This is a genomic window from Paenibacillus diazotrophicus, assembly GCF_042610465.1.
Genome location: NZ_JBGJZN010000003.1, coordinates 493,884 through 519,212, shown reverse-complemented (window position 1 = coordinate 519,212; position 25,329 = coordinate 493,884). Strand labels below are relative to the sequence as shown.

Annotated in this window: 14 protein-coding genes; all 14 read right to left on the bottom strand. The window is 45.6% G+C overall.

The genetic code is table 11. The features are described 5' to 3' along the window. Positions 1-28: 28 nt before the first annotated feature. The gene (locus ACAN54_RS16420; protein WP_379157212.1) at positions 29-2,758 is read right to left on the bottom strand and encodes a stalk domain-containing protein; all 2,730 of its coding nucleotides are present in this window, start codon (positions 2,756-2,758) and stop codon (positions 29-31) included. Between the two features lie 208 nt (positions 2,759-2,966). Beyond that, complete coding sequence (locus tag ACAN54_RS16415; protein ID WP_379157209.1) at positions 2,967-6,998, bottom strand: Ig-like domain-containing protein; 4,032 nt, start codon at positions 6,996-6,998, stop codon at positions 2,967-2,969. 186 nt (positions 6,999-7,184) lie between these two features. Beyond that, positions 7,185-8,387 carry a methionine adenosyltransferase gene (gene metK / locus ACAN54_RS16410; RefSeq protein ID WP_379157206.1) on the bottom strand — a complete coding sequence of 401 codons (1,203 nt, stop codon included), beginning with the start codon at positions 8,385-8,387 and terminating at the stop codon, positions 7,185-7,187. A 255-nt stretch (positions 8,388-8,642) separates the two neighbouring features. Continuing rightward, positions 8,643-8,912 (bottom strand): alpha/beta-type small acid-soluble spore protein, encoded by a 270-nt coding sequence (locus tag ACAN54_RS16405; protein WP_379157203.1) that lies wholly within the window; start codon positions 8,910-8,912, stop codon positions 8,643-8,645. A 178-nt stretch (positions 8,913-9,090) separates the two neighbouring features. Then, positions 9,091-9,642: a hypothetical protein gene (locus ACAN54_RS16400; protein WP_379157200.1), complete on the bottom strand. Its 552-nt coding sequence runs from the start codon at positions 9,640-9,642 to the stop codon at positions 9,091-9,093. Positions 9,643-9,729: 87 nt separating this feature from the next. Then, positions 9,730-12,522 (bottom strand): hypothetical protein, encoded by a 2,793-nt coding sequence (locus ACAN54_RS16395; protein WP_379157197.1) that lies wholly within the window; start codon positions 12,520-12,522, stop codon positions 9,730-9,732. A gap of 510 nt (positions 12,523-13,032) precedes the next feature. Beyond that, the gene (locus ACAN54_RS16390; RefSeq protein ID WP_379157194.1) at positions 13,033-13,374 is read right to left on the bottom strand and encodes a hypothetical protein; all 342 of its coding nucleotides are present in this window, start codon (positions 13,372-13,374) and stop codon (positions 13,033-13,035) included. A 288-nt stretch (positions 13,375-13,662) separates the two neighbouring features. Next, on the bottom strand, positions 13,663-17,496 hold the full coding sequence (locus tag ACAN54_RS16385; RefSeq protein ID WP_379157191.1) for an S-layer homology domain-containing protein: 3,834 nt from the start codon (positions 17,494-17,496) through the stop codon (positions 13,663-13,665). A gap of 290 nt (positions 17,497-17,786) precedes the next feature. Then, positions 17,787-18,914, bottom strand: coding sequence for a glycosyltransferase family 4 protein (locus ACAN54_RS16380; protein ID WP_379157188.1), 1,128 nt, complete (start codon positions 18,912-18,914; stop codon positions 17,787-17,789). A 116-nt stretch (positions 18,915-19,030) separates the two neighbouring features. Continuing rightward, positions 19,031-19,786 (bottom strand): WecB/TagA/CpsF family glycosyltransferase, encoded by a 756-nt coding sequence (locus ACAN54_RS16375; RefSeq protein ID WP_379157186.1) that lies wholly within the window; start codon positions 19,784-19,786, stop codon positions 19,031-19,033. Positions 19,787-19,793: 7 nt separating this feature from the next. After that, entirely contained in the window at positions 19,794-20,930 is a 1,137-nt protein-coding gene (gene csaB / locus ACAN54_RS16370) for a polysaccharide pyruvyl transferase CsaB (RefSeq protein ID WP_379157183.1), read from the bottom strand. After that, positions 20,906-22,942: a DUF5693 family protein gene (locus tag ACAN54_RS16365; protein WP_379157180.1), complete on the bottom strand. Its 2,037-nt coding sequence runs from the start codon at positions 22,940-22,942 to the stop codon at positions 20,906-20,908. The genes csaB and ACAN54_RS16365 overlap by 25 nt, the downstream gene beginning before the upstream one ends. 115 nt (positions 22,943-23,057) lie before the next feature. Beyond that, positions 23,058-24,776 carry a phospho-sugar mutase gene (locus ACAN54_RS16360; protein ID WP_379157177.1) on the bottom strand — a complete coding sequence of 573 codons (1,719 nt, stop codon included), beginning with the start codon at positions 24,774-24,776 and terminating at the stop codon, positions 23,058-23,060. A gap of 49 nt (positions 24,777-24,825) precedes the next feature. After that, the gene (gene fabZ, locus ACAN54_RS16355) at positions 24,826-25,248 is read right to left on the bottom strand and encodes a 3-hydroxyacyl-ACP dehydratase FabZ (RefSeq protein WP_379157174.1); all 423 of its coding nucleotides are present in this window, start codon (positions 25,246-25,248) and stop codon (positions 24,826-24,828) included. Positions 25,249-25,329 lie beyond the last annotated feature (81 nt).

Here is a 25,329-nt window from a genome sequence, read left to right as displayed (position 1 = left end):
TTAAAGACTTTCCTTTAATATTACCATATCATGATTCGATAGTTACGGTCTTCGTTTTCTGTTCCCATTTTACGGTGAGTCCCAGCTGCTCCGAAACCAATCTAAGCGGTACTAAAGTCCTGCCTTGTAGGATTAAAGGCGCTACTTCAGCACTCTGACGTTTACCATTCAGTATGAATTCCTTCTTGTTAACCGTCAGATCAAGCGCTTTGGCCCCGCGAAGCACCAGAATCTTTTTGGTCATCTGATCCCAAGAGGCACTCCCGCCAAATGCATCCAGGACTACTTTTATCGGCACATAGGTACTTCCATTTTTAACAATAGGAGCCACATCAATCGCCTTCTTTACACCGTTGACCGTTATGGACTTAGACCCGATACTCATCGCAGCAGTTCCCGTTGGAAGTCCGGCTTCACTGGACAGAGAAGGCATTACGAATGACAAGTTGTCAAAAGCAACCGTTCCTGTCTTCGCCCGTTCATCCTGGCCTTCTTCTACATTCACTACATACAAGCGTTTCAGCGTTGCCGGGAACTTGATCCCTGAGCCTGACAGATCAATATTGAGACTCTTCCAGCCGTTCCAGTCTATTACTTTGGCCAAATCAATGTAGGAGGTAGTCCCACTACCATCTACAACTTCAGCCCGGAGCCAGTTAAGACTCATATCACCCATCACATCAAGTGACATCGACGTTGCCGTTGCTGGAATCTGTTTACCACTCGTCCCGTTCAATTGGGCATAGGCATACATCTTCCCACTGCCTGCAGTCATATCATAGCTGAGTGACAGTACCTTAGAGCCAGCCTTTTCAGCGTTACCGGCCACAACTGCAGCCGTTCCGGTCACACTGCCCACATTGGATGTGAAGGCAATCGGATAACCTACACTTTCGAAGTTCTCCCATGGCGTAGCCGCTGCTGCAGACAATACAACTGCCGTGCTGAAGCCGTCATAACGGGCGATTGCATATCCTGTCGTGACACCTGCATCTACCGAATCCACCTTCAGTTTGCCATCCTGAACACTACCCTTGAAACCGATAAGCTCCCATTTCAGTGATGCTGGCGGAACGGTAAGCGACGCGCCGTTTTTAGCCAAAGCAGTCACAGGCACGTATACTGATGTCCCGACCGTCAGCGGCGCTGTAGCTGTGGCTACCGTTAGACCTGACAGGTCTTCTCCACCCAGTACTGTAATCCTTGTCGAGGCTGTGGCGGCACCGCTGGCAGCTGTCAATGTAGCTGTACCTGCTTTGACCCCGGCAGCAATCCCTCCGCTTACAGTTACACTGCCATTACTAGAAGTCCACGAAGGATTCCCTGCAGCTACATCAATAGGATTGTAATACGTATCATAGCCCTTTAGAGAATAGGATGCCTTTTGTCCGATCAGCATTACCGTGCTGCCGCTAATCTTGATCCCTTTCACTTCGCCTTGCGGAGCGGAGGTGTAGACACCCACTCCGTTGACAATACTCCGCTGTTCGGTGCCATACTCGGTATTGAAGGTCAGGCTCGTAGAGGTTTCGGCAAGCGGCCGGTCTACCATAGTTGTAGATCCGCCTCCATCCAGATTTAATCCTTTCCAGACCCCAATATTCTTCATGAAGGATTGAAGCTCGGTCAGTGACATGCCCGCACTGTTGGCATTGTCCTCGACAGCAATCACGTACACATATCTTCCATCTTGTGAATAGCCGAGTGCTGTACGTGCGCGGTAGCCCCCAATACTGGAGATGGAGCGGGAAAACGTTGCCGCTTGGCCGTTATTCACCAGAATGGTATGCCCGCCAATCATCATCTGCAGACTGGCAGGGTCAAGCTCCTGCTGGGTGGTTTTGGAACGAAGGGTATAGACACTGCTCAGCTTTTGTCCTACAGTCAGATGAGCTTTGACGAACTGGGCTCCCAGCCCATGTGTCCGCAGAATGTAGGCTCCCTTGGGCACCGCTATAGGTAAAGCTTTGTCTACTGAAATCTGGGTAATGGTGTCATTCTCCACAAGCACCTCGGTAGGTGTAGTCGAGCTGTTCTTTGGCCGGTCCAGAGCAGACCAGGCATCCGTATAGATATAAGCCGCATTGGCATGGCTATAAGTCGAACTACCGCCTTCTGGGCTGTATGCGCCTTTATTGATACCAGACAATGGAAACTGAGCTCCGTCCTCCGCAGTAACCAGCCCTTCGAACGAATACTCATCGATTACAGGTTTGCGGTCTTTGGTAACGGCAAAAGCATACATGCCTTCAAGCTGTGAAGGTGTGGATACCACAACTCCGCCAGAAACCTGACCACCGATAGGAGCACCCTCTCCTCCTGTATTAAAATAATCTCCGTTCACTGCGGCTACCGCCCCATTCTCTGCCGCCATTCCACCGGTGCTTTGCCGTGTGGTTAATTGGCCTTTCTTGCCTGTCATTACATCCAGAGATACATAGGGATTATTAAGATCTACGCGGATAACATCCGCAAGACCTGTTACGTTCTTTCCGGAACGGGCTGTTGTATATTTGTATTTCATCATAATAGCGCCTGAAGTAATTACTTCTTCACCCAGCTTGGTCACGGCAAAGGATGAGGCCGCCTTCGCGATAGGTGCCTTTCCTAAGCTTAATTGCGGCAAACCTTCACTGCCCAAAACAGGCATGATCCATAATACTCCTGCTAATGATGCCGCAATCCACTTTTTGGCTTGCAGCTTCTTCATTCCCTGCAACTGCTCTTTACTCTTCTTCCTCATGAAAACTTCATTCATTTCAGCGTAACTCTCCCATCTCTTTTGTACTCACAAACTTCGTAATCAAAGTCATACTATTAGTTCCTGTGTTACCATTACATCTTTAATAGACTGATTCCAGACCAGAAAGTTGCGATTCTGATAGATTCTTCAAGAAACTGGACAAGGTAAAATAAGCGTCCAGGGACCATTCCCCGGACGCCATAGCAACAATAGTCTTTTGAATTTATAGAGATTCTGCTTGCTTCAGCATACGTTCTAACATCACAGCTGCCTGGGCACGTGTAGCATTGCCTTGCGGTTGGAACTCCGTGGGGGTCATACCCAGGATAATACCTGCTTGTATGGCCTTGGCTACGAATGCTGTATTTTGACTATGAATCTTAGAACTATCCTTGAACTTTAACAGAGAGGATGAAGCTGTTCCGTTCAATGTAATCGGATGTTTCGTATAATCCATAGCTCGGACCATCATGATGGCCATCTGTTCCCGGGTAATATAATCTGCCGGCCGGAACGTACCATCTGTATTCCCCATGATGATACCTGCTGTAACAGCTGCATCAATGAAATCACTGGTTTGATTAAAGGGCTGAACATCTCTGAACTGCTGCACTGATCCACGCACCGTCTGTAGTCCAAGGCCCCGGCTTAGCATCACAGCAAACTCGGAACGGGTGATTTTTTGATCCGGCTTGAATGCTATCCCATAGCTACTATCAATGATGTTCTTGGCAGCCAGCTCTGCTACAGTTGTTCTGCTCCAATGCGAAGCCATATCTGAAAAGGTGCGTAAGGATATAAATATTCCAACAACCTGATTTCCGTTTGTACGTGTACCAATCACAGTATAATTGCCAACTCTACTGATTTGGGCCGGTAAATGAATAGCATCATTATACGTTGAATCTACACTGGCAGCCATCGTCTGCGCACTATTCAGGATAGCTGCATTACGCACTGTATAGTCAACTTTTACATTCGTTTCCTTTGCATTGGAGTAATTATCTTTAAGGGATCCCGTCAAACGCAGATCGACAAGACCAGTAACGCTGCGTACAGCCTGACTTTCAATTTTTTGTTCAAATGAATAGAACGTTCCGCTCGGTACATTCTCCATCCGCATAACAAGTGATACTTTATTAATATCTGATCCCAAATTAGTAGCTAGTGCATTCATATCAATATCGCTTAGCGCTACTTTAAACATATTGTCACCATAACGGATGACCAGCTTGGCATTTTTATTGCGATTCACCGCATCAGATAAAGTTTTTAGCGCTACGGTAACATAGGCCGACTTTTCGGTAGAAGGAACCTCAAATGCTAATGTGTCCGCCCCGGTAAGATTCAAATATTCATAACTGGCGGCCACCCGATCGGCATTCAGATCATATCTTTTAACCAATTGCTTGTAGACGGAAAGATCGGATACTGCCAGTGCAGAATCGCTTTTCAGAAGTGGATACTCCTGACCAAACTCACCGGATGCCAGACTTCCAAGATAGGACGGGCGTCCTCCATTCCCGGAAGATTCGGTTGTCAGATTTTGAACAGTCAGTGTGTTAAAGGAGGGAAGTGAATTGCCGCTTGAGTCTGTAATCATCCCCGCACCAGACAGGTAAGACAGATCAACCTTCTGCCCCGCTTTCACTGCTTTTGAGAGCTTAATCTTCAGGGTGGTTCCTGACAAAGTGAAATCCTGAATATCCACACTGCTGCCATCTGCTTTTATGCCAAATTGATTAGCATATAATTTCGAAGAAGCCTGCATGCTCTTGCTGAACGTAACGATAAGTTCATCGGCATTCACCACAACCCCGCTAATTTGAGATACTGCCGTGTCTGAAGTTACCGTTACTGGCTGCAGATCAACATATGCTGCACGATTTCCGTTTAGATCACTTAGCCCCAGAGTACCAGGAACATAAGATATAGTAACTGCCCCGTTAAGCGGCAAATTACTTTGAAGAGTTAAGGTAACCTGCGCACCATTCACTGCTACATTGGTTACATAGTTTGCTTTGCCGTCGACAAGTACTGAAAATTGACTATTCATCGGCAGATTACTGCTTGCCAGACCCTCATTATAAGTCAGAGTCATTTTATTCCCGGCTCCGGAAGCACTTTGGAAGACAGGTGCGACGGTATCATTACTATTCCGGATGTTAAAGTCTGAGAAATTGGCGATATTTTGACCTAGTGTACTGAGCAAAGGATAAGAACCGGCATAATAGGACACCTTCACAGGCTCTCCGTTACCCGCCTCACTACCAACTGTTAAATATACATTACTCCCGCTTGATCCGATAGAATCCACTCTGAGGGAATATCCACCTGATGTCACCACAAATTGTTCTCGGGCATAGGTAGAGACTGTTTTCAACGAATCATTAAAAGTCAAGGTTACGGTTCTGCCTGAGATCCTGCCTTCTTTTGGAGTAGGAAGTGCTGAATCTATACTATTAGTAACCTGTTTTGCTGAAAATGTAGAAGCTGCATTCCCGCTAGTATCTTGGATCGTTCTTAGTCCTCCAGCATAGCTTACTTTTACATTTTGACCAACTGCTATACCTGTACCAAGAACGACTAAGACACTGTCACCCTGGACATAGGTACTGTCTATTGTTCGGCTTTCATCATTTACCGTAACTCCAAAACTCGAAGTAAGCAAAGCTATGGATGGATTGAGTGTCTCATTATATTTCAAGCGGATCGTCCGATTATTGTCCAGTGTAGCTGAGGTAAACACCGGAGCCGTTTTGTCTACTGCCACTGTCCGGAAACTCCAGGCTTTCGCACCTGACAGCCCTTCATATTGCGAGGTAGAATCAATTGCATCCGAGAAAGCGCCTTTGGCAATATCCACATAATATATGGTATCCGGTTCAAGCGCTGCTGTCGGCTTAATCACAAAGTCTTTAGCCGTGGCACCCGCCAGTACAGATGCAGCAACTTTTGTCCCACTGCTTTTATACAGATTAACTCCATTGGCAACTCCACTATTGAATACTGCATCCCGATTGAAGCTAAGGGAGATGGTTTTTGAGATGTCTACCGATTCGCTCCGGTCCGCCGGGGTCATCGAAGTTATCAATAGACCTGTAAGGGAGGCCGTTGTGAACGTCCATTTATACGATCCCGAGGCAGGAAATACATTTCCATCCTGATCATAAAAGGCCCCCTGCGGAATTGTAACCGTATATAATGTACCGTTTAAAAGCGGCGAGGTGGTGGTGGCAGGAAGAAGTGTAATGACCGTACTTCCGCCGCCCGTGACACTTGTTGAGTTAACATTAAGCCATCTCGTTCTGGAGTCATCCTGCGCACCTGGGGAGACAGAGATATACCCGGATGCCGGGCTCATTGGACGATCAAAATACAGTTTTAATGCTCCACTGACCGGTACGCCAGAAGATGCATTCACTGGAGAGGTCGATGCCGAAATGGCGTTGCTGCCGATCGTCGAGAAGCTCCAGGTGCTCCCGCTGGAAATTCCCTGGAAAGTCTTATTGCTTGCATCTTTAAACGCATAGGAATCGATTAATACATAGTAATTCCCGCCCGCCGGAAGTTTGTTGGATAACGTTAGTGTAACTGTAGTTGAAGTGGCGTCGCTCTGCAAATCTACTTTGGGTTCGCTATCCTTAATTATAAATTCCTGAATGACTGAGTTATCCGCAGAAGATAGCAGTTTAACAGAACCTCCGCCTCTCGTAAGGACTCCTGTCAATTTCATTGTCAGCTGTGTTAAAGTCCCCGCATCTACTCTAGTATTGGCAGCAGGGGCATAGCTGGTTGCTAATATAGCAGGATTGATTTCTGGAGCGGTAGTGAAGGACCAATTGGTCTCCGCTGAAACATTCCCTGAAGCATCTATGAACAACCCTTTAGGAATGTTTACACTATACGTCATATTTGGAGCATACTTCAGTGCAGCGTCTAATTTTATCTCATATCCTGTCGAATTCCCAATCAATCCAGAACTGCCTACAGGGATTTCTGCAAAAAGAGCGCCTGAATCGCGGGTAGTGATTGTTATTTTTCCGTTTTGCGGTATAACCTGCCGGTCAAAGCTTAGTCCCAAGGGTGATCCCACATTCACAAAAGATGCACCTGCAGTTGGCGATGTGTTTATTCCAAATTCAGATGCGGCGAATACTGCTGATGTATGTACTCCGATAGTTGGACTGCCCAAACCGAATAGCAAATTGCTTGCAATGATCATAGCTGCCCCTATTGTTACCTTCTTCTTCATCCCGTAAAAAGCTCCTCTCAAGCCATTCTATCATCCAACCTATATTGTTATATTTCGGCTGATGGGCTTCCAAAGTTTAGAAAGGGGAGATCAGCGGTTAGTGAAATCTACCATAACACAAATAAGCCCGCTTGAGCGGCCCTCATCTGTGAGGTCCGTTCGGCGGGCTTACTTATAAATTTATGATTAAATACCTGCTTGAGCTTTCAGCATATCCGCTCTGTCTACGCGTTCCCAAGGAAGATCCACATCAGTCCGTCCAAAATGGCCGTAAGCAGCAGTTTGTCTATAGATCGGCTTGCGCAAATCCAGCATCGAAATAATACCAGCTGGACGAAGATCAAAGTTGTTGCTGATTAACTCAACCAACTTTTCTTCACTGATTTTGCCTGTTCCATATGTATCCACATTAATCGATACAGGACTTGCTACACCAATGGCATAAGCCAATTGAATCTCACATTTTTCAGCTAAGCCGGCAGCGACCAGATTCTTAGCCACGTAACGAGCTGCATATGCCGCAGAACGGTCGACTTTGGTTGGATCCTTACCAGAGAACGCACCGCCACCATGACGGGCATAGCCACCATAAGTATCGACAATTATTTTACGTCCGGTCAGACCTGCATCACCTTGTGGGCCACCAATGACAAAACGGCCTGTAGGATTAATAAAATACTTTGTATTCTCATCAAGCAACTCAGCAGGAACTACCGGCAGAATTACATATTCCTTAATGTCCGCTTGAATTTGTTCGAGAGAGATTTCTTCTGCATGTTGTGTAGACACAACAATAGTGTCTACCCGAACCGGTTTTTCATTATCGTATTCAATGGTTACCTGTGTTTTGCCATCGGGACGCAAATATTCTAAAGTACCATTCTTACGGACCTCAGACAAGCGGCGGGCAATACGGTGAGACAAGGCAATAGGTAGCGGCATTAATTCTGGAGTTTCATTGGTAGCAAACCCAAACATCAATCCCTGATCACCCGCACCAATATTAGCTGTCTCTTCAGCAACCTGTGCAGGGTCGCGATTCTCCAGTGCAGCATTGACTCCTTGGGCAATGTCTGCGGACTGTTCATTCAATGAACTCAATACAGCACATGTATTATAATCAAAACCGAATTTTGCACGAGTGTAGCCAATTTCCTTGATGGTATTGCGAACAATTGCTGGAATATCCACATATTCCGATTTGGTACTGATCTCCCCAATGACCAACACCAGACCGGTTGCAACAGCAACTTCACAAGCCACACGGGCATTAGGATCATTAGCCAAAAAAGCATCAAGCACTGCATCGGATATCTGATCACAGATTTTATCCGGATGCCCTTCGGTTACGGATTCTGAAGTAAATAAATGACGTCCTTTAATAGACAATACAACAACCTCCCATATGGTTGATCTGACACTGTAAGGGGATTATTCGCGGATACCAGACCAAATGATTTCCAGATAACATTAAGACCGGTTTGTCCACCTAGACTAGCATTAGCAAATCTTCCGGCTCCATAATCATAGTTAATCTTGTCAGATAAGTTCAAAAAATGAACCTTTCCCGATTGGAAAAGGTTTATGTCTTTCCTCAAAAGTCATATTATCTTATTTGCAAGATGGTGTCAATTAAAGGCACTCTTATTTGAAAAGAGACTGCTCGGCCTGCTTCACAAGCCTCTTGGTTATTTCTCCACCAACAGATCCATTATCGCGGGAACTAAGATGTCCCAGATAAGAAGATCCATATCCCATTGAACCACCTGTTACACCAAGCTCAGACGCAAATTCAGTATCTGCCCCCCCACTATTAGGAACACTATACAACCCAAACTCCGAAGCAATTTCATACTGCATTTGTTTGAGCATTGCCCGGCTTTCCGGTACTACTGTGCGATTAGCACGTGTCATATTCAAGCACCTCCTGATAATTTTTAAGATTACAGGAAGTATTGTGCGCCTGATCCACCGCTTTGAATCGCCTCAATGTTTGTCAGACGTGGTAATCCGTTCCGAAGGTATGATCTAACCATTGCTGGGGCATTCTATTCTACAGATAGTTTATTTTGAAATTCAATTTATTCTTACATTATTTCAAAGTATAAGTGCCGCGTACCATTACAACCAGCCCTAAAGTCTGCCCATCTTGAACTGTTATACCCCGGCCCGCACGTGGAAAAGATAATAAATGGTTGGTCGGTGCTGAAGCACCATTGGTAAGATCTACGCCATCTGTTAAATCACCTACGCCATTGCTATCCTGCGTAGTGATTACTGCTTTGCCAGCCCGAACTATAAATTCAGCCCCTGCTCCGGCAATAAGAGTTTGACCAGGTTTTACATCAACGATAACAAAGGCAGTAGAAGCACTCTGTGCAGGAGTACTTGTTGGAGCGCTGGTTGGAACGCTTGTGGGTGCAGGAGTAGCTGTTGCTGAAGGAGCTTGAGTGGCAACAGTTCCTCCTTGTAGTGCTTTCTGAATCTGTTGATCCACATAACTTTTGGTGACAACTGGATCATCTGCCGTACCTGGTTGAGAACCAATACTTGCACCTTCGGCCGTAAGATTAAGTAAAGACCCTGCCCATACTCCACCAGCGACTACCATCGTAGTCATTGTAATTTTCCATGCTGTTTTCAACAAAGTTCCTCCTCTTATAGGGATAAATGGCTATAAAAAAAGAATAGCCTCCGAAGAGGCTATTCTTTGCTTCGGTAAGGAAGCTAATTATTTACCGGATACTTCAGTTCCAGTAGTAATTACATTTCCTTCAAGGTCAACAATGGTGTTGGTGATAGTGTCATTAACCTTAACAGTGATAGTGTTAATATCGTTAGCGTTAAGATCCTTAGCACCAGTGTCAGTAGCTACACCAGTAATAAGTGCTTTACTGAATGTGAAGTATACTTTGCCTTTATCTGTTCCACTTGCAACTGGAGTAATTGTACCAGTTTGCAGCGGAGATACGAGTTTGTCGTTGATTTTGAAGACAAGGTTACCAATATCGAACGACTTAACATCTTCAGAGAAGGATACTACCAGTACTGTAGAATCGCCGGAAGAAACTGCAGCGGATGCAAGTTTAGGACTTACTCTGTCTTTCAAGTAAGCTTTTGTTGCTACAGCTTCAGCGCCGTTACCTGCAGTATCAGCGATACCGTTGATAACAAAGTCATATTCCTTAGATTCACTGATTGTGGATTTAGGAATATTTACAGTAGCTGTTGTGCTAGTACCACCAGCAACTGTTCCAGCACTCAATGTTACATAAGCACCAGATGGAAGTGCTTTGCTGTTCAATGTGTAGCTGTTGATATCGCGGATTGAGGAAATGTTCAATCCACTAGCATCGTACACATTAAAGGTAAAGGTGATATCAGCAGGTGCTGCATCAGTGCGAAGAGGCAGATAAGTTACACCAGTAACAGAAGGTCCAGTAGTGTCTGCATTGGTTGCAGAACCAAACGTTACAGGAACAACTACAGATGCCAGAGCATTAGTTGCAAAGGAATCATCTGTTACAAAACCGGAATCAAAACGCAGGGAGTGCGATCCAGTCAATCCAACCAGACCAGCTGTAGTTGGAGCAAAAGTAACAGTGTCACCGGATACAGCTCCAGCACTGGAATACAGTGTAGCTGTAACAACACCAGTAGCATCGTTAATTACTTTAATTTCTTTGCTAGTTCCCTTAATAACTGCTTCAGAGAACTTCACAACCAAACCTCTGCTAGTTGTGTAAACAGCACTTGTTACAGTAGGTGCAACACTGTCTTTAGTGAATGTAACTGCTTGAGATACGGCAGTTCCCAAAATGTTACCCAAAGTATCCTTCACACTTGTTCCGAAAACGATAGAACCAGTGAAAGTACCAGTGCTAGGCAGTGAGCCCAGTGGGGATCTCAGTTTGAAAGTAGTACCATCAGCCGTTGTAACAACTGTGAACACGCCTTTGCTTTCTCCGTTAGAATCAAGCAAACGAACATTACCTACCAGGGAATCGCGGGTAATTTTCTTGTCAAATACTACTGAGACATAACGATCGCCAACTGGTGTTACGCTCTTGATTACAGGAGCCGCTACATCAGAAACAACTGTTACAGTAGTTTTGATTGGGTTAGGGTTTGCACGGTTTCCTGCAAAGTCAGTAGCGTTCAAGAGTGATACATCATAAGTTTGACCGCTTGTCAAAGTACCAGTAGTCAGAACGTATTCAGTATAAGTACCACCAGTTGCTGTCACTGGAGCAACAGAAGCTGCGGAACCATTAACATAAGCAATCAGGCCGGCAGTTTTCACTGGCTCGCTGAATTTAACATACACTTTAGTAGTTGTTGCTTTTGCAGTAGAAGTTACAGATGCCAAAGTTGGGGCAGTTGTATCAGCTACAGTCAAAAGAGTTGTGTAAGCTGGAACCGTTTCGCCTGCTGTTGTTTTAACATCATCGCTTACGATTACAGTATACTGACCTTTAAGGTATTGAAGGGAAGAGAATGTGATAGTTGCTGCTGTTCCATCAGCATTCAATTCAGTTGTAGCACCGTTAGGTGTTACAGCCAAAGCACCACTAAGCGGAGTAACTTTGACGATATCGTCAAGCAATACACCATCAGAGATCAAACTATCTGCATCAACAGCACGGTTGAATTTAACAACCAGTTGTTTAGCGTTAGGAGCTTCTACAGAAACAACCTTAGGCGCTTGAAGAGTTACTTTTGCAGTGTAATCTTTTTCAAGGTGTTTGAAGTTGATTGTAGTCTCAACGCCTGCTACCAGAGCAGTTGTCAAAGTTACAGTTTGTGTTGTTTTGTCAGAGAAAGTTACTACAACGCTTGTTGGGCTTACTGCTTCAGCAGAAGCAACAGTCAGTGTAGGAACAGAAGATTTCTGATCAACTGCATAAGCTGTTTCTACTACCAAAGAACGAGTAGCGTTAGCTTTGAAGTTAGTTGTTTGAGCAACCAGACCAGCGTTGATTACTGCTTGAGCATAGCCCTTAGCCCATGCGGATGCAGTGTTGTCAGTTGTAGCAGGAGTTTCAAGTTTCAAAGCGCGGAACAATACAGCCGCAACTTCTTCAACTGTTACTTTGCCGTTGTAATCGAAGATACCTTTAACAGTATCTTTACCTTGCATCAAGTTAGCTGCGGTAACAGCTTCGATGTAAGGAACTGCCCAGTTGCTGGCTGTGTAACCTTTGTCTTTGTAAGAAAGTTTGCCAGTTACTTCAGTAAGACCGAACAATTTAGTTACGATCTTAGCGAATTCAGCACGAGTCAGATCTTTTTCAAGATGAGCTTGACCGTCTGGGTATCCGTTAAGAATACCTTTAACTGCCAAAGCATCAAATTTCGCTTGCGGAGTTGTTGCAGTTTCACCAAATGCTACAGAGGCAAACATCGAGAATGCCATTGCTGTAGATAATGCTACGGATAAAATTTTCTTCATAACCTTTTTTTCTCCTCCTTGGACGTTCATGAACTGAGTTTCTTCTTTAGTTGGGTAGCTCATGTTACTCATTAGCCGATGCACCCCCTTTCCCGAGTTGAGCATGTTAAGTATAAATAATGTCTGTGACGGGTATCACAGAAACTTGTAAACAGGTTTTGGACAGAGTAATACTAGATTCCTAATTCTACCTAAGTATTATACAATGTGCCTCAAGTCACGTAAAGCTAATTTTTCCATTCGGCATTTTCTTTCACCCTTTTTAGGTGATTATTCCAATGCCTTGTGTAAATGACTCTACACCTTAAACGCAGAAGTTTCGAGAAAGTTGCGCTTTACCGAAAAATTATTTTTTTATCTTATGCCCTGCCCCGTTCCAATAGAAGATACTTATGTATTTTCTACTAAGTATTGTTAATGCTCAGTGTCTACGGGAATCAGTATAGCATAGACAGTTTCTAACCGTCATTAAGCAATATTTGTTAAGTAAATAAACACAGTTATCCTATTTTAAACCATTACTTTTCCCTTCAAGACAAACAAAAAGCGCCGTTGCCGGCGCTTTTCTCTATAGATATTGGTCTAACGAATTTTCATCGATAGTTGAATCAATTCCTGACGCTTCTCAGGGCTGGCATTTACGTTCTCGTACATAGCATCAATTGCCTCTCGATTCTCGCGGTAGCTCTTCTCATGCTTGATTGTAGTATGCGACCATTCGATTAGAGCATTCTCGGCAATGACAAGATCATTGTATGCATCATGGAACCCTGTAGCCTGCACAAGCTCCTCCATAACCTCTTGCGTGATCTCCTGCAGTGCACGTTTTGCAGCAATTTCCTTTTCCATAACCTTTGCTCTATTCTCAAACGAATTCTTTGCTTTCATGTAATCCAGCTGTGCTTTTGATAAAATCGGTTTCATCGATAGCAAACACCTTTCAAATAAATATTATTTTCTATAATTATTGTAACGTAAATGGGAGCGAATTACAAAGATGTCTATATGGTAATTAACCTGTGTGAAGTCATATCCCCCAAAAACAACAAGAACCGTAATTCATTATATCTAAAGAGGTTTGATTAATAAAGCTTATCCTGAACATAGTTGATCATAAACAAACGGAGGGCGATTAAATCGCCCCCCTGTAATCCAATTGAATCCATTAGATTTTGCATTTGAGTACAGTATCTGCTTTTATGAAATGATTCTTTAGCTTAGAGTTTTAGGGAAGATAGTGGTACTCTTCTTCAGCAACTCAACGGCAATTTTACCAGCCTCTGCTCTAGTCATGTTGGACTTAGGATTAAAGTTGTAAGATGGCTTCTTTTGACCGCTGATAGTTACTTCAGTTCCGTTCATAATCTTAGCCTTCGAAACCGCTTGGACTGCGGACAAGGCGTAAGATTCGATTTTACCGGAGTCTACAAACGATTTGGCTACCGCATCTTTTAATTTCTGATCGTTAGTCGCAAGCTTCAACTTCAGCGCTCTGGCAATCATTACGGCTGCCTGCTCCCGTGTAATCGGCTGATCCGGACCAAACACACCATCGGTAAGACCTGTCACTATACCTGCTCTGGATGCCGTTTCAATATGCGCATAGTCCCAAGTAATTGAACTTGCACCAGGAACCAGGTCAGCATAAGTCTTGTTATCGTCATAGTTAAGTGGAAGATTCAGGCCCTTAACAAGCAGGGTAGCGAATTCACCTCTTGTCGTTTGATCATCCGTTCCGAATTGCTCAAAACGAAGATTGTTCATAATACCTTTGGAGTACAAGGCGTTCAAGATATTTCTTGCCCATTGATGATTAGTAACGTCATTATAGCCGCGGCTCATTTTCATAACCTTGTAGTAACCAAATTCATCAAAAGGAACCGAGATCGTATGCTTACCGGTATCTACTGTACCGCCGATATTTTCCCATTCCCGTTTATTGCTGTACTTGAATACCGTAATCACAGTTCCTGCTTCATCAACAACATTGGGATCAAAAGCCAATTTCAGCGTCCCGCGTTTAGAAGGTGTAATAATACGCTCTGCAGGAGTCGCTGGATCACCGAACAATCCATCTACTGAATAAGGCGCTAAACCATTCGTAGCTGGCACATAGCCTGCTGCTGATGAGCTCCCCAGTTCGCCCAATCCCCCGCTGATCCAATACACATTCGAAATGCGGCCAAAGTTGCTGCTCTCATAATTTGAACCGAAGCGAAGCATAAATTCATCTGGAATACTCCAGGTTGGTATGCCACTCTCTGTAAAGGTTTCCGGGAAGCCGATGACGTTCCCGTAATCATTACGCCGCTCAACGACACCACTGGTTGGCTCCGCTATCCCGAACCGCAGCTTGGTATTTGGATAGAACTTCGTCAAATTACGTGTATCCGTAGTTTCCATGACTGTTCCTTTAGGGAAGCTTAATTCTAACGCCTTATCGAACACACTGTATTTATCCGCTACCTTAGGTGCCATATACTGTGCATCAACTGCTACTGTACCGGTATAGAATATTGAAATCGTATCTGTACTTGTGGTAGCACCGCGGACAATTTGAATTTTGATCGTGTTCGCCTTATTTGGCTTCAATCCTACATAGTCGAGTGCAAATCGTCCTGGTCCCAAATCCGTACGTCTGACTGCTGGATCTTTATCAATAATGACACCAGTAGCTCCCTCAGCATCAATATCAAAATGAACAAAGTTTTTATTGACAACATACTGAGTACCAACAGAAGGTTGCGGAGAAAGAATACGATAGGCACTTACCTCTCTGACAATCTCCAACTTCTGGCTGGTCTTGGCTCCTGTACTATTAATAAGCTCAAGTGTATAAATGTACGTTCCTGGTGTTTCGTTCACAAAATCCTGAATCCGCATGACAAAGTCTTTTTGGCTTCCGGCAAAACTCGTGGTATAGGTTGTACCTGAAAAAACCGGGCTTGGTGTAGTTGATGTACTCGCATTCGCTGGAATATCGAGTGAGAGTATATTTTTGGTTCCCAAGTTCAAATTGAGTTTAACCGCACCGCTACCTCTGAACACCAAATCATATGTTTTCAAGCTGGTAGTATACTTATTGTCTTTATAAATAAAATCAGGAGTTAAGTTAAAGAGCTTGGTCAGTGCAATATCGGTAGGTCCATAAGCCGGGTCAGGGAATGTACTTCTGCCCGTACTCACAGCCGGTTGAAACTTACTGATCGTAGATACGTTCTCGTCGAGAATGTAAATGATCAATTCCTTGCGCACTTCACGGGTTTGCCCTTTGGCGTCCGTCCCTGTGCCTGTAAGGACAATTTTATTCTCCCCAAACACTAAGGGTCCATTGGTTGCATCAATAGCTAAAGGAACATCAAATCCACCTTTAGGATCAAGCCAGCCGGTGGTAGCACCTGTAGCAGAGTTAATTTTTATTCCATTTACAAACATTTCAGCTAGGAAATGGGTGCTAGTCAAATTAAAATCAATGTATTGGCCCTTAACATTTAGGATTTTGCTGGCTTTAGAATCAATAACAATAGTCTGTCCATCTGTAAGGTTGGATACATAAATATAATTCTTAGAAGCAAAGGAAATATTAACATCTTTATAGGCAGTTGAACCTTTAATATTGAATCGGACGGTCTGGTTACCATTTTGGAAATCCGATATTTTAAAGATATGCTGCGTAGCGGTTAAAGACTGCACCAGTACCGGTGTCAATCCTGTAGTGGAAATAGGCAGATAGCTTGCAACCAGTTCCGCTGGAGCTGTAACTGCGGTATTTGTTGTAACCTTGATGTAGAATGAGCTGGAATCGACCTTCGCTCCATTCAATGTAACTCCGGGTGGAATAACACCTGTTCCATCGTATCCATTCAGATATTTCATATCTGTGATTACGATTTTACCCTTCATATATTGAAAATCAAAAGATCTGTTAACGGTCTTGGTGCCATAGCCGACGGAAAGATTATGTGTCTGTGTCTCTAATCTGTTGCCTGAAGCATCTTTGTTGAGGGTCAAAGGAATCTCAAAAGACACCAGCCGATAAGAAGGGGCGTTCTTGATTGGAGAAGGCACCATAACTTCTGTTCCGGGAGTTAATGATATCAAACCAGTGGAACTATCAATTGTAATTCCGCTCCCATAAGTTACACTTGTTACCACTGCACTATCCAAATTCACCCCTGCAGACCCTTCAAATGGAATCCCTGCATTGTCAGGCCACATCATTTGAACCATTACCTTCGCAGTATCCTTATCTTCAGTCATCACCGGCTGATCCCCGTACAGCAGATCTTGCCCTTGTGCTAACGAATCCACCAGATACATTTTGACTATGGGATTCTTGTCATCGTAATAAAAGATCGAATATTCAAAGCTTAAGCTATCTGAGCCATTCTGTACTACTAACTTCAGGTTATTGACACCCGGATTAAGCTTCATGCGCTGTGAGAAGAATGTTCCATCCTGCAGCAAGGAAGTGCCTTGTGCTGATCCGTCATTGATGGCAACAGTAACCTTCGTTGCATTCATTGCTTTACCTTGAAGAGTAATTTCTTCGTTGGCTACAACTAATTGTGCCCCTTCGTTCAAATTAAGCGTCGATGATCCGCCTAATACTTGAAGTTTCTCTACATAAGGAACCTGATCGAACAGCACATAAAAGGACTCGGAACGGTCGTTGCTGCCCTGAGATCCCGTTAAAGTGATACGGTTCATCCCTGGAAATAAAGTCAGATTTGCGCTAAATCGGTTGTCAGGGCTGTTAACATCTAATTGGACAACACCAGGTGTCACATGAGTAGCATCCTCTACCCAAGCCCCACTCTCCCAGTTCAAACGTTGCACACTCGCTCCCAACGTAGAACTGGTCACTTTCGTGAACGTTCCTGTAACGACTAAACTAGCATCCGTTACGGGTAATACATTCGTTCTTGTGATTTGATTAGTTGAAGGCAGTAATGTCAGATCGACAGTGTTGCGCAGTGTCGTATTGTCCGGTGTGAAATAACTGGTAGGCTTAAGCACAACGGTGGCAGCCACTGCAGTATTCATAAGGCCAGTAGGTATTAAAGATACTAGTAAAGCGAAAAGAAGCGTCCATACAAATGTTTTTCTCATGCGCTGCATGTCATTAATCTCTCCCTTTTTGATGATATTAATTATTTTATCGGTCCAGCAGCAGATTATTTGAAGGAATATCTCGAATTTCCTAAACACTCCTATTTCTTACTTTGTCAGCTTCCTACAATATTAACCTCTATAAATGCAAAAAAAGCCCATCCTATTATAGGATGAGCTCTTCATATGAAATAATAATTGCTGCACTAAATCACATACAAAACCTAAAGCTTAGAACCGCGTTCCTGAGTTACCTTCAACCGGAGTCTTGCCAAGGAGTTGAGAACTGGACGTTTGGTCTTGCTGATGACACCCGTAATCTCTGCACCGATCTGCAGGAAAAAGAGCATTACGCAAATAACGACGAAGGTTACCCAGTTGGCTTCATATAACGATGCGGACGTTTGAATTACAGCCAAAACTCCAAAGAACGCGGCAATCCCATAAATAATCAGAACAGTCTGGCGGTGGCTGAAGCCAAGCTCGCGAAGGCAGTGATGCAAATGTCCTTTGTCCGGAGCAAAGATTGGTTTCTTCTGCAGCTTCCGGCGGACGATGGCAAAAAACGTATCTGATAACGGAACTCCAATGATCAATAGCGGTGTAATAAAGGAAACCACGGCAATCTGTTTGAATCCCAGCAAGGCAAGCAGTGCCAGGCAGAAGCCCAGGAACAGTGACCCTGTATCACCCATGAAAATTTTGGCGGGATGAAAATTAAAGAATAGGAACCCAAGAATACTACCCAGCAAAAGCAGGCAAAGCAGTGCGACCATCGTATTACCCATCAAAAAGGCCATGACGGCAATCGTAGCAATCGCGATCCCGGAAACCCCGGCTGCAAGCCCGTCCAAACCATCAATCAGGTTAACGGCGTTCGTGACCCCAACAATCCAGAAGATGGTCAGAGGAATGGCAATCCAGCTCTCCAGTGAGGAATACGTATTATTAAATGGAATGTTTACAAAATCAACGGTAATTCCAAATCCGAAAACAACAATACAAGCTGCGGCAATTTGGCCCAACAGTTTCACTTTTGCTGAAAGCTCGAACCGGTCATCCAGTGCACCTATAAGAACGATCAGTCCGCCACCCGAGAGCAGCGCTTTGATGAAACTTGCCTCCCGCGGAGTAAAATCATAAGGGACAAGCGGTAATACGGCAAGCAGACCTAACACAAACGCCAGAAAAATACCTAGTCCGCCGAGGCGGGGCATAATTTTAGTATGCACTTTACGGGCATTCGGCACATCCGTGGCACCAATCTTAATTGCGAATTTCTTCACCAGTGGTGTCAAAAGCAGTGCAAGTCCCATGCACACAATGAATCCGGCGATGTATATGATTAACATTTGACCAGTCGACCTCCATTTCTCTACCGCATTGAATTATACGCTGAACGTAATACAAATTCCAATTCTGTTTCTAGGCTATTAAACGTATTTTCACACTAAAAAACCGCGTTTTACTAAGCTTTTGTCACTTTATCTTTCTCGCGCAGTACTTTTACTGCGAATTTCGGCAGCGCAAGCATTCTTTTGTAGCGGGTCGGCTCCTTAAGAAGACGATATAGCCACTCTGCACGAAGTTTCTGGAAGGCTAGAGGGGCTCTGCGGCTCTTGCCGGAGATCACATCAAAACTCCCGCCGACACCCATCATAACCGGTATGTTCAGCCGGGATTTGTATTTCGCGATCCAAGGCTCCTGACTATCTGCTCCTCTGGCAACAAAAAGCAGATCGGGCTCTGCGTCGATGATCCCACTAATAACCTCTTCATCTGCCTCAGGACCAAAATAACCGTCGTGATATCCTGCGATGAGGATACCCGGATACTGAGTTTGTAACCGGGAGGCCGTCTCGCGAATCACTTCAGGAGTAGAGCCCAGAAGATATACCTTCCAATTGTAGCTTTCTCCACGGTGCAGCAATTCATGTAGCAGATCAAAACCAGCAACACGCTCAGCTACGGGCTGTTTGCAATATTCCGCTGCCCACACGACACCTGTTCCATCGGGAACAACCAGTTCTGCTGATTTCATTATTTCCATATATGCGGGATTCTCCAACGCCGTCATTACCATGATTGGATTAGCTGTAATTACCTGATGCGGCTCACGTTGTTGGATGGCATCGGTCAAATAGGACACGGTCGCCTTCATATCGATTTTGGATACCCGGATGCCAAAAATCGGCACAGTAGGAATCACGCTGTCTGCTCTCATGTATCAATCACCCTTTACGGCGGAAATATTCAACAATTTGCCGGGCTGGTGCCTCGGCCTCCTGGACAAGTGAAGCAATAAGCGGTTCACGTGTAAGCTTCCACTCATCAGCTGATGCCAAAAGTCCCAGCACTTCCGCAGCAAGCTTGCCGCTGTCCAGTGAAGACGTGGTTCCAATCGGCTGGCAGCCGACACGTTCCAGAAAATGATCTATCTTCGGATCATAAGATATGCCAATGAGCGGCACACGTCTACCCGCAGCATAAATCAGGCTATGCAGCCGCATTCCGATCAGGACATCACATCCCTCTACTTCCCGCAGCATTTGCTGAGGGTGCTGGGCATCCTCACGGATACTGACCACTCCACCGTACTGAGAGATTTCCTGCTCCAGCTTCTGCATGATATACCGTGAGGCTTCAATATCAGAAGGATGGTGGAACGGCAGGAATCTCAGATGAAGGGGAGTCTGTTCACAAGCTTTTAGCAAGCCATCCGCAATTGCATCCAGCTCACCCCGCTCCTGTTCCCAAAAGCGGACCGAAATCCCGACTGTCTGAGTTGCAGGCTGTGAACCATCTCCCTTGCTTTTGGAACCTTCATCTTCCGGAAGACTTAAACCCATCACCGGGTCAGGGACCACTTCGATCTTATTCTTGTCTAACCCCATGGACTGCAGCAGCTGACGCGACTGCTCATCCCGTACAGAGATATATTTGCATTTTCGGAAAGCCGATTTGATCAAAGGGTAAAACAGTTTGCGGTTGACCGGGCCAATTCCCTGAGCGTAAATAAAGGTTGGTTTGCCCATCCATTGCGCCAATTTGATGATGCCCAGGTAGTATGGAATCGTTTTGCTCCCGGTCACATCCTGAAGCAGGCTGCCTCCCCCGCTGATTAACCCTGCACTCCCGGCAATGGCACTTCGTACCTCTCCAAGCTTCATTCGGTGCACGGACTTCACGCCATAGGTCGCTGTCGTCCATTCAGGGTCTATCGATAAAACAACCGGCTCAATGACGGTTCCCGTTGCCAGGGAGTGTTTATGCAGTGCAATAAGAATAGACTGCAGCACTGCCTCATCCCCGCTGTTCCGGAAACCGTAGTAGCCAGAAATTATTATTTTTTGAGAAGTGGTGACCATCGTTTCCAACACCCTTCCACAAGCTGCCATACCCCTACTGCAATCAGACCCATAATCAGTCCCAGTGCCAGTCCCAGCACTCCACGGACCAGTGAAATCAGCACAGGGGAGTGAATGTGGGCAAAAGTATCCACCATGGAGAGCTGCCCAATCACAGCAATAATCATGATAAATGCGGCATTACGGTATTTATAAGCCATAAAAGCACCCAGGATAAATAGCGGATGGGCCAGCAGGAACTCCTTGTTGCGAGGGCGGACTCCGACTGCATTCTCAAGGAAGTTGCGGAATGACATTTCCAAAGAGCTTACATTACCGTTATTACCGGTCCGGCTCAGATAGTACATCCCCATCACCCCAAGTACAGCGGCAGCAATCACCCAAGCTAAAGTAATCGGCGTCCGGAGAAGTTTTCCGGTCTTGCTCAGGACGAACTCACCTCGGTATAGCAACACATATACAGCAATCAGCGCAATAGGCGCCAGATGCAGCAGACTGACTCCACGGAACTGATTAAGCACCAGACTATAGGTGATATTGTTTAGCAGCGCGATCACAAAAGGCACGGCACTCAGGGAGATCAACGCTGTTTTGATATAGAGTACTAGACTGTGGGTCAGGCGGCGCTGCGGTGTCATCACTGCAAAGGTCAACGGATTAACCCTAAGTGGAGGACCCATTTCATTGATTTTGCGTATAGCCAATATGGTTGCCACAGTCGGTGCGCTAATAGCTACGGCAAGTGCCAAAGCCTGCTCGAATAATTGCGGCTTCAATAACATCAGCCCGGCACTTCCTACCAGGCCAAGTGCCCATGCAGGCAACGTGAGCCAAGGTATAAAATAAGAAACCAATAGGGCCACCATTGCCACAGCACCTATTACTGCAATCAATTTAAAATAACGCTGGAATGAGGAATCCACAACATCAAAGGCGGTGGCTTGTCCCAATGTAAAACCATTGCTCTCAATTTTCTCCACCGCACCGCCGGGATCACTGAGGCTCGTAATGAGATTATCCAAAGTGTCTTTAATCTGAGCCTTGGATGTGTCACGCGACGGAATGGTGTTAAGATAGATCATTCGGATGTTGCGGTCTTTGGTTGCAAGGGCAAAACGGTCGGCGATCGTTTCCGGAGAAAGGGTTGAATCCCCTTCACTGAGCGAGTATAGCCGGGTTACATTGTAATCCAGCAGATACGCTAATTTGTTAAAGCCCTTTTGCTGTGCTTTGATATTCTCAATGGCGGCAATTCCCATTCCGCGTTCCTTAAGAAGATCCGCAAAGGCTGTAATGCTATTCAAATCAGCATCATCATTAAATCCTTTGACAGACTCGCCTTCAAAAAGCAGACGTTTGACTCCAAGCTCCTCATATCTATCCAGCAGTTTGGTAACGGCGGCCTCATTGTAAGGCAGGGAATCCACCAGACGAGGTACAATATTAAATCCTTTATCGTGAAGCATCTCCAGAGTAAAAGGATCCGGCTGCAACGGCTTGAGTGTGGCATCCTCCAGCGGAGTTTTGATAATTAGCCCCTTTTGTCCGCGAAGACTCCAATCCTCAGTAGCTATCTCCAGACTGCCGAAGCCATCACGGATGATGGGTGCAAGAGCTTCACTGTTCTCCGGGCTGGTAAAGAGGACATATGTATAGTTCTCATTCTCCGGAATCACGGTGTTCATAAGGTTGGCGATATCCGCCGCTCCCCATATCATCAGCCGGCGGGATTTGCGATAATCCTCCAGCGTATTCTCGTAAATAGCCATACTGCCTACCCCGGCAGCCTTCAAACGGTCAAGCTGCTGCGAGATATAATCCTGCGGATTCGCCTGGTAGCTGGCCACCTCCACCAAGTCACGATAATCAAAAACAAATTCCACAGTTTTGGAAGATTTCTCGGTCTGCAGACGGTCATAGACGACAGGCAATGCAGCAAGCACACCAATCACCACTATGATCCATAACCACTTCCGTGACGCGATATTCCAACGTTGCCATTTCTGCTGCACTTCAAAGTACCTCCTCTTTCACTTAAAGCCTGTTCAAGGCTAATTTCAAGCAGAAACGGATGCGCGTCCTAAGAGGAGCGGTATCCGTTTCGCTTGAATCCTGTTCTTCTATTATTTATTTCCCGTCTACACGGGACATAACCTGTTCTGTGAGCGTAGCAACCTTGTCTTTGGCGTTCTGCAGAGATTCACCGCGAACTGCAAAGTACACTTTAATCTTCGGCTCGGTACCCGATGGCCGCAAGCAAAACCAGGAACCGTCAGACAGCAGATATTTCAGGACATTTTCCTTAGGGAGGCCGTTAAGTCCCAGAGAATAATCCAATACCTCGCTTACTGCCGCACCAGCAATTTCCTGAGGCGGATTGCTGCGCCAGTCATTCATAATACCTTGAATCTGCGCCACACCGTCCTTGCCCTTCAATGTACGTGATTCCAGGCTTTCCAGGAAATACCCGAATTGCTCGTACAGCTCCTGAAGGACATCATACAGTGTCTTGCCTTGGGCTTTGTAATAAGCGCCTGCTTCAGCAATGAGCATCGAGGCAAGCACGGCATCCTTGTCACGGGCATAATTGCCGGCAAGGTAACCATAACTCTCTTCATAACCGAACAGATAGGTGTATTCGCCGGACTGTTCAAATTGAGTCATTTTTTCACCGATATATTTGAACCCGGTAAGCGTATTGAATACAGTAGCACCGAAATGCTCTGCAACAGCTGCACCCATTTCACTCGTTACAACCGTTTTAACAACTGCACCATTGCTAGGCAGCTTGCCCTGCTCCTGCAGACGGCTCAAATAGTAATGAATCATGAGCGCTCCAGACTGGTTGCCAGAGAGAACGATGAAATTGCCTTCGTTGTCGCGCACTACTGCACCCATACGGTCTGCGTCCGGATCCGTACCAATCAGCAGATCAGCGCCCAGCTTCTCGCCTAACTGTATCGCTAGGGTGAAAGCTTCCCGTTCTTCAGGATTAGGGGATTTCACCGTAGAAAATTCCGAATCCGGCTGTTCCTGCTCAGGCACCACATGCACTTCTGTGAAGCCGATTTTCTTCAGGACACTGCGGACTGGCAGATTGCCTGTCCCATGAAGCGGGGTGTAGACAATTTTGAATTCACGTCCCAGCCCCGATGAAATCTCATCACGAGCTACACTCACAGACGCTACTGTATCGGTGAATGCTTCATCTTCTTGCTCGCCCAGCCAGTGCAACAGCCCTCCGGCCTCTGCTTCTTCCTGCGACATGCGCTTTACGCCATTAAAAGAGTCTACCTCCATAATGTAGGAAATGACTTTTTCAGCCTCATGCGGAACAAGCTGTCCACCTTCGGCATTATATACTTTGTAACCATTATACTCCGGAGGATTGTGACTTGCCGTAATTACTATGCCTCCAGTAGCCTTCAGATGACGCACGGTGAAAGACAGCTGCGGGGTAGAGCGCAAGGAAGGGAACAAATGAGCCTCAATACCGTTTCCAGCCAATACCAATGCAGCTTCAAGCGTGAACTCCGGCGAGAAACGGCGGGAGTCATGCGCAATTACTACAGAAGGTCTGCCTGCTCCATTGTGCTGTTCAAGGATATAATTCGCGAAGCCTTGAGTCGCTCTGCCTACAGTATACCGGTTAATCCGGTTGCTGCCAGCTCCGATAACCCCGCGCAAACCGCCTGTACCGAATTCCAGATCTCTGTAAAAGCGTTCTTCCAGTTCCTGCGGCTCATTCTCCAATGCATGAAGCTCTGCTTTGGTATTCTCGTCAACGGATGGGTCCTGCAGCCAGCGTGACAGGGTCTCTGCGGCCTTCGGGCTTAACTGGGTCATATCAAAATCTCTCCTTCTCCATCTATGATATATGATTTTATAACAGGTATTAGCTGAGTGCGAACATTATTTCCCCGGAAGCAACTACTTTGCCTGCAACCTTCGCTGTAGCTTGGCCTTTCCCTATACTGCCCTTAAGTCGCGTAATCTCTACTTCCAGCTCAAGCGTGTCACCCGGCACAACCTGACCACGGAAACGGAACCCGTCCAAGCCTGCCAGAAAACCAATTTTCCCCTTGTTGGCTTCCACGCCAAGAATCGCTACAGCGCCTACCTGAGCGAGTGCTTCCGTGATTAGTACACCAGGCATGACCGGATATCCTGGAAAATGTCCTGCAAAAAAGGGCTCATTCACCGTAACATTCTTGATACCAACTGCCCGCTTGCCCATCTCTATTTCGGTAATTTTGTCCACCAGCAGAAATGGGGGCCGGTGGGGGATTATTTCTTGAATTTCATTGATATTCAGCATGGATACAAAGCTCCTTTCGGATATAAGCCACATCTTCTATACTGCCCTGCTGCTGCAGCATTTCGTTAAAATTCTTCACCA

Bases quoted from the DNA above. Each gene is read 5' to 3' on its own strand.
- ACAN54_RS16420 (WP_379157212.1), bottom strand. From the start codon at position 2,758: ATGAATGAAGTTTTCATGAGGAAGAAGAGTAAAGAGCAGTTGCAGGGA.
- ACAN54_RS16360 (WP_379157177.1), bottom strand. From the start codon at position 24,776: ATGACCCAGTTAAGCCCGAAGGCCGCAGAGACCCTGTCACGCTGGCTG.
- fabZ (WP_379157174.1), bottom strand. From the start codon at position 25,248: ATGCTGAATATCAATGAAATTCAAGAAATAATCCCCCACCGGCCCCCA.
- csaB (WP_379157183.1), bottom strand. From the start codon at position 20,930: ATGGTCACCACTTCTCAAAAAATAATAATTTCTGGCTACTACGGTTTC.
- ACAN54_RS16395 (WP_379157197.1), bottom strand. From the start codon at position 12,522: ATGAGTAACATGAGCTACCCAACTAAAGAAGAAACTCAGTTCATGAAC.
- ACAN54_RS16415 (WP_379157209.1), bottom strand. From the start codon at position 6,998: ATGAAGAAGAAGGTAACAATAGGGGCAGCTATGATCATTGCAAGCAAT.
- ACAN54_RS16405 (WP_379157203.1), bottom strand. From the start codon at position 8,912: ATGACACGTGCTAATCGCACAGTAGTACCGGAAAGCCGGGCAATGCTC.
- ACAN54_RS16385 (WP_379157191.1), bottom strand. From the start codon at position 17,496: ATGAATACTGCAGTGGCTGCCACCGTTGTGCTTAAGCCTACCAGTTAT.
- ACAN54_RS16380 (WP_379157188.1), bottom strand. From the start codon at position 18,914: ATGTTAATCATATACATCGCCGGATTCATTGTGTGCATGGGACTTGCA.
- ACAN54_RS16390 (WP_379157194.1), bottom strand. From the start codon at position 13,374: ATGAAACCGATTTTATCAAAAGCACAGCTGGATTACATGAAAGCAAAG.
- ACAN54_RS16375 (WP_379157186.1), bottom strand. From the start codon at position 19,786: ATGAGAGCAGACAGCGTGATTCCTACTGTGCCGATTTTTGGCATCCGG.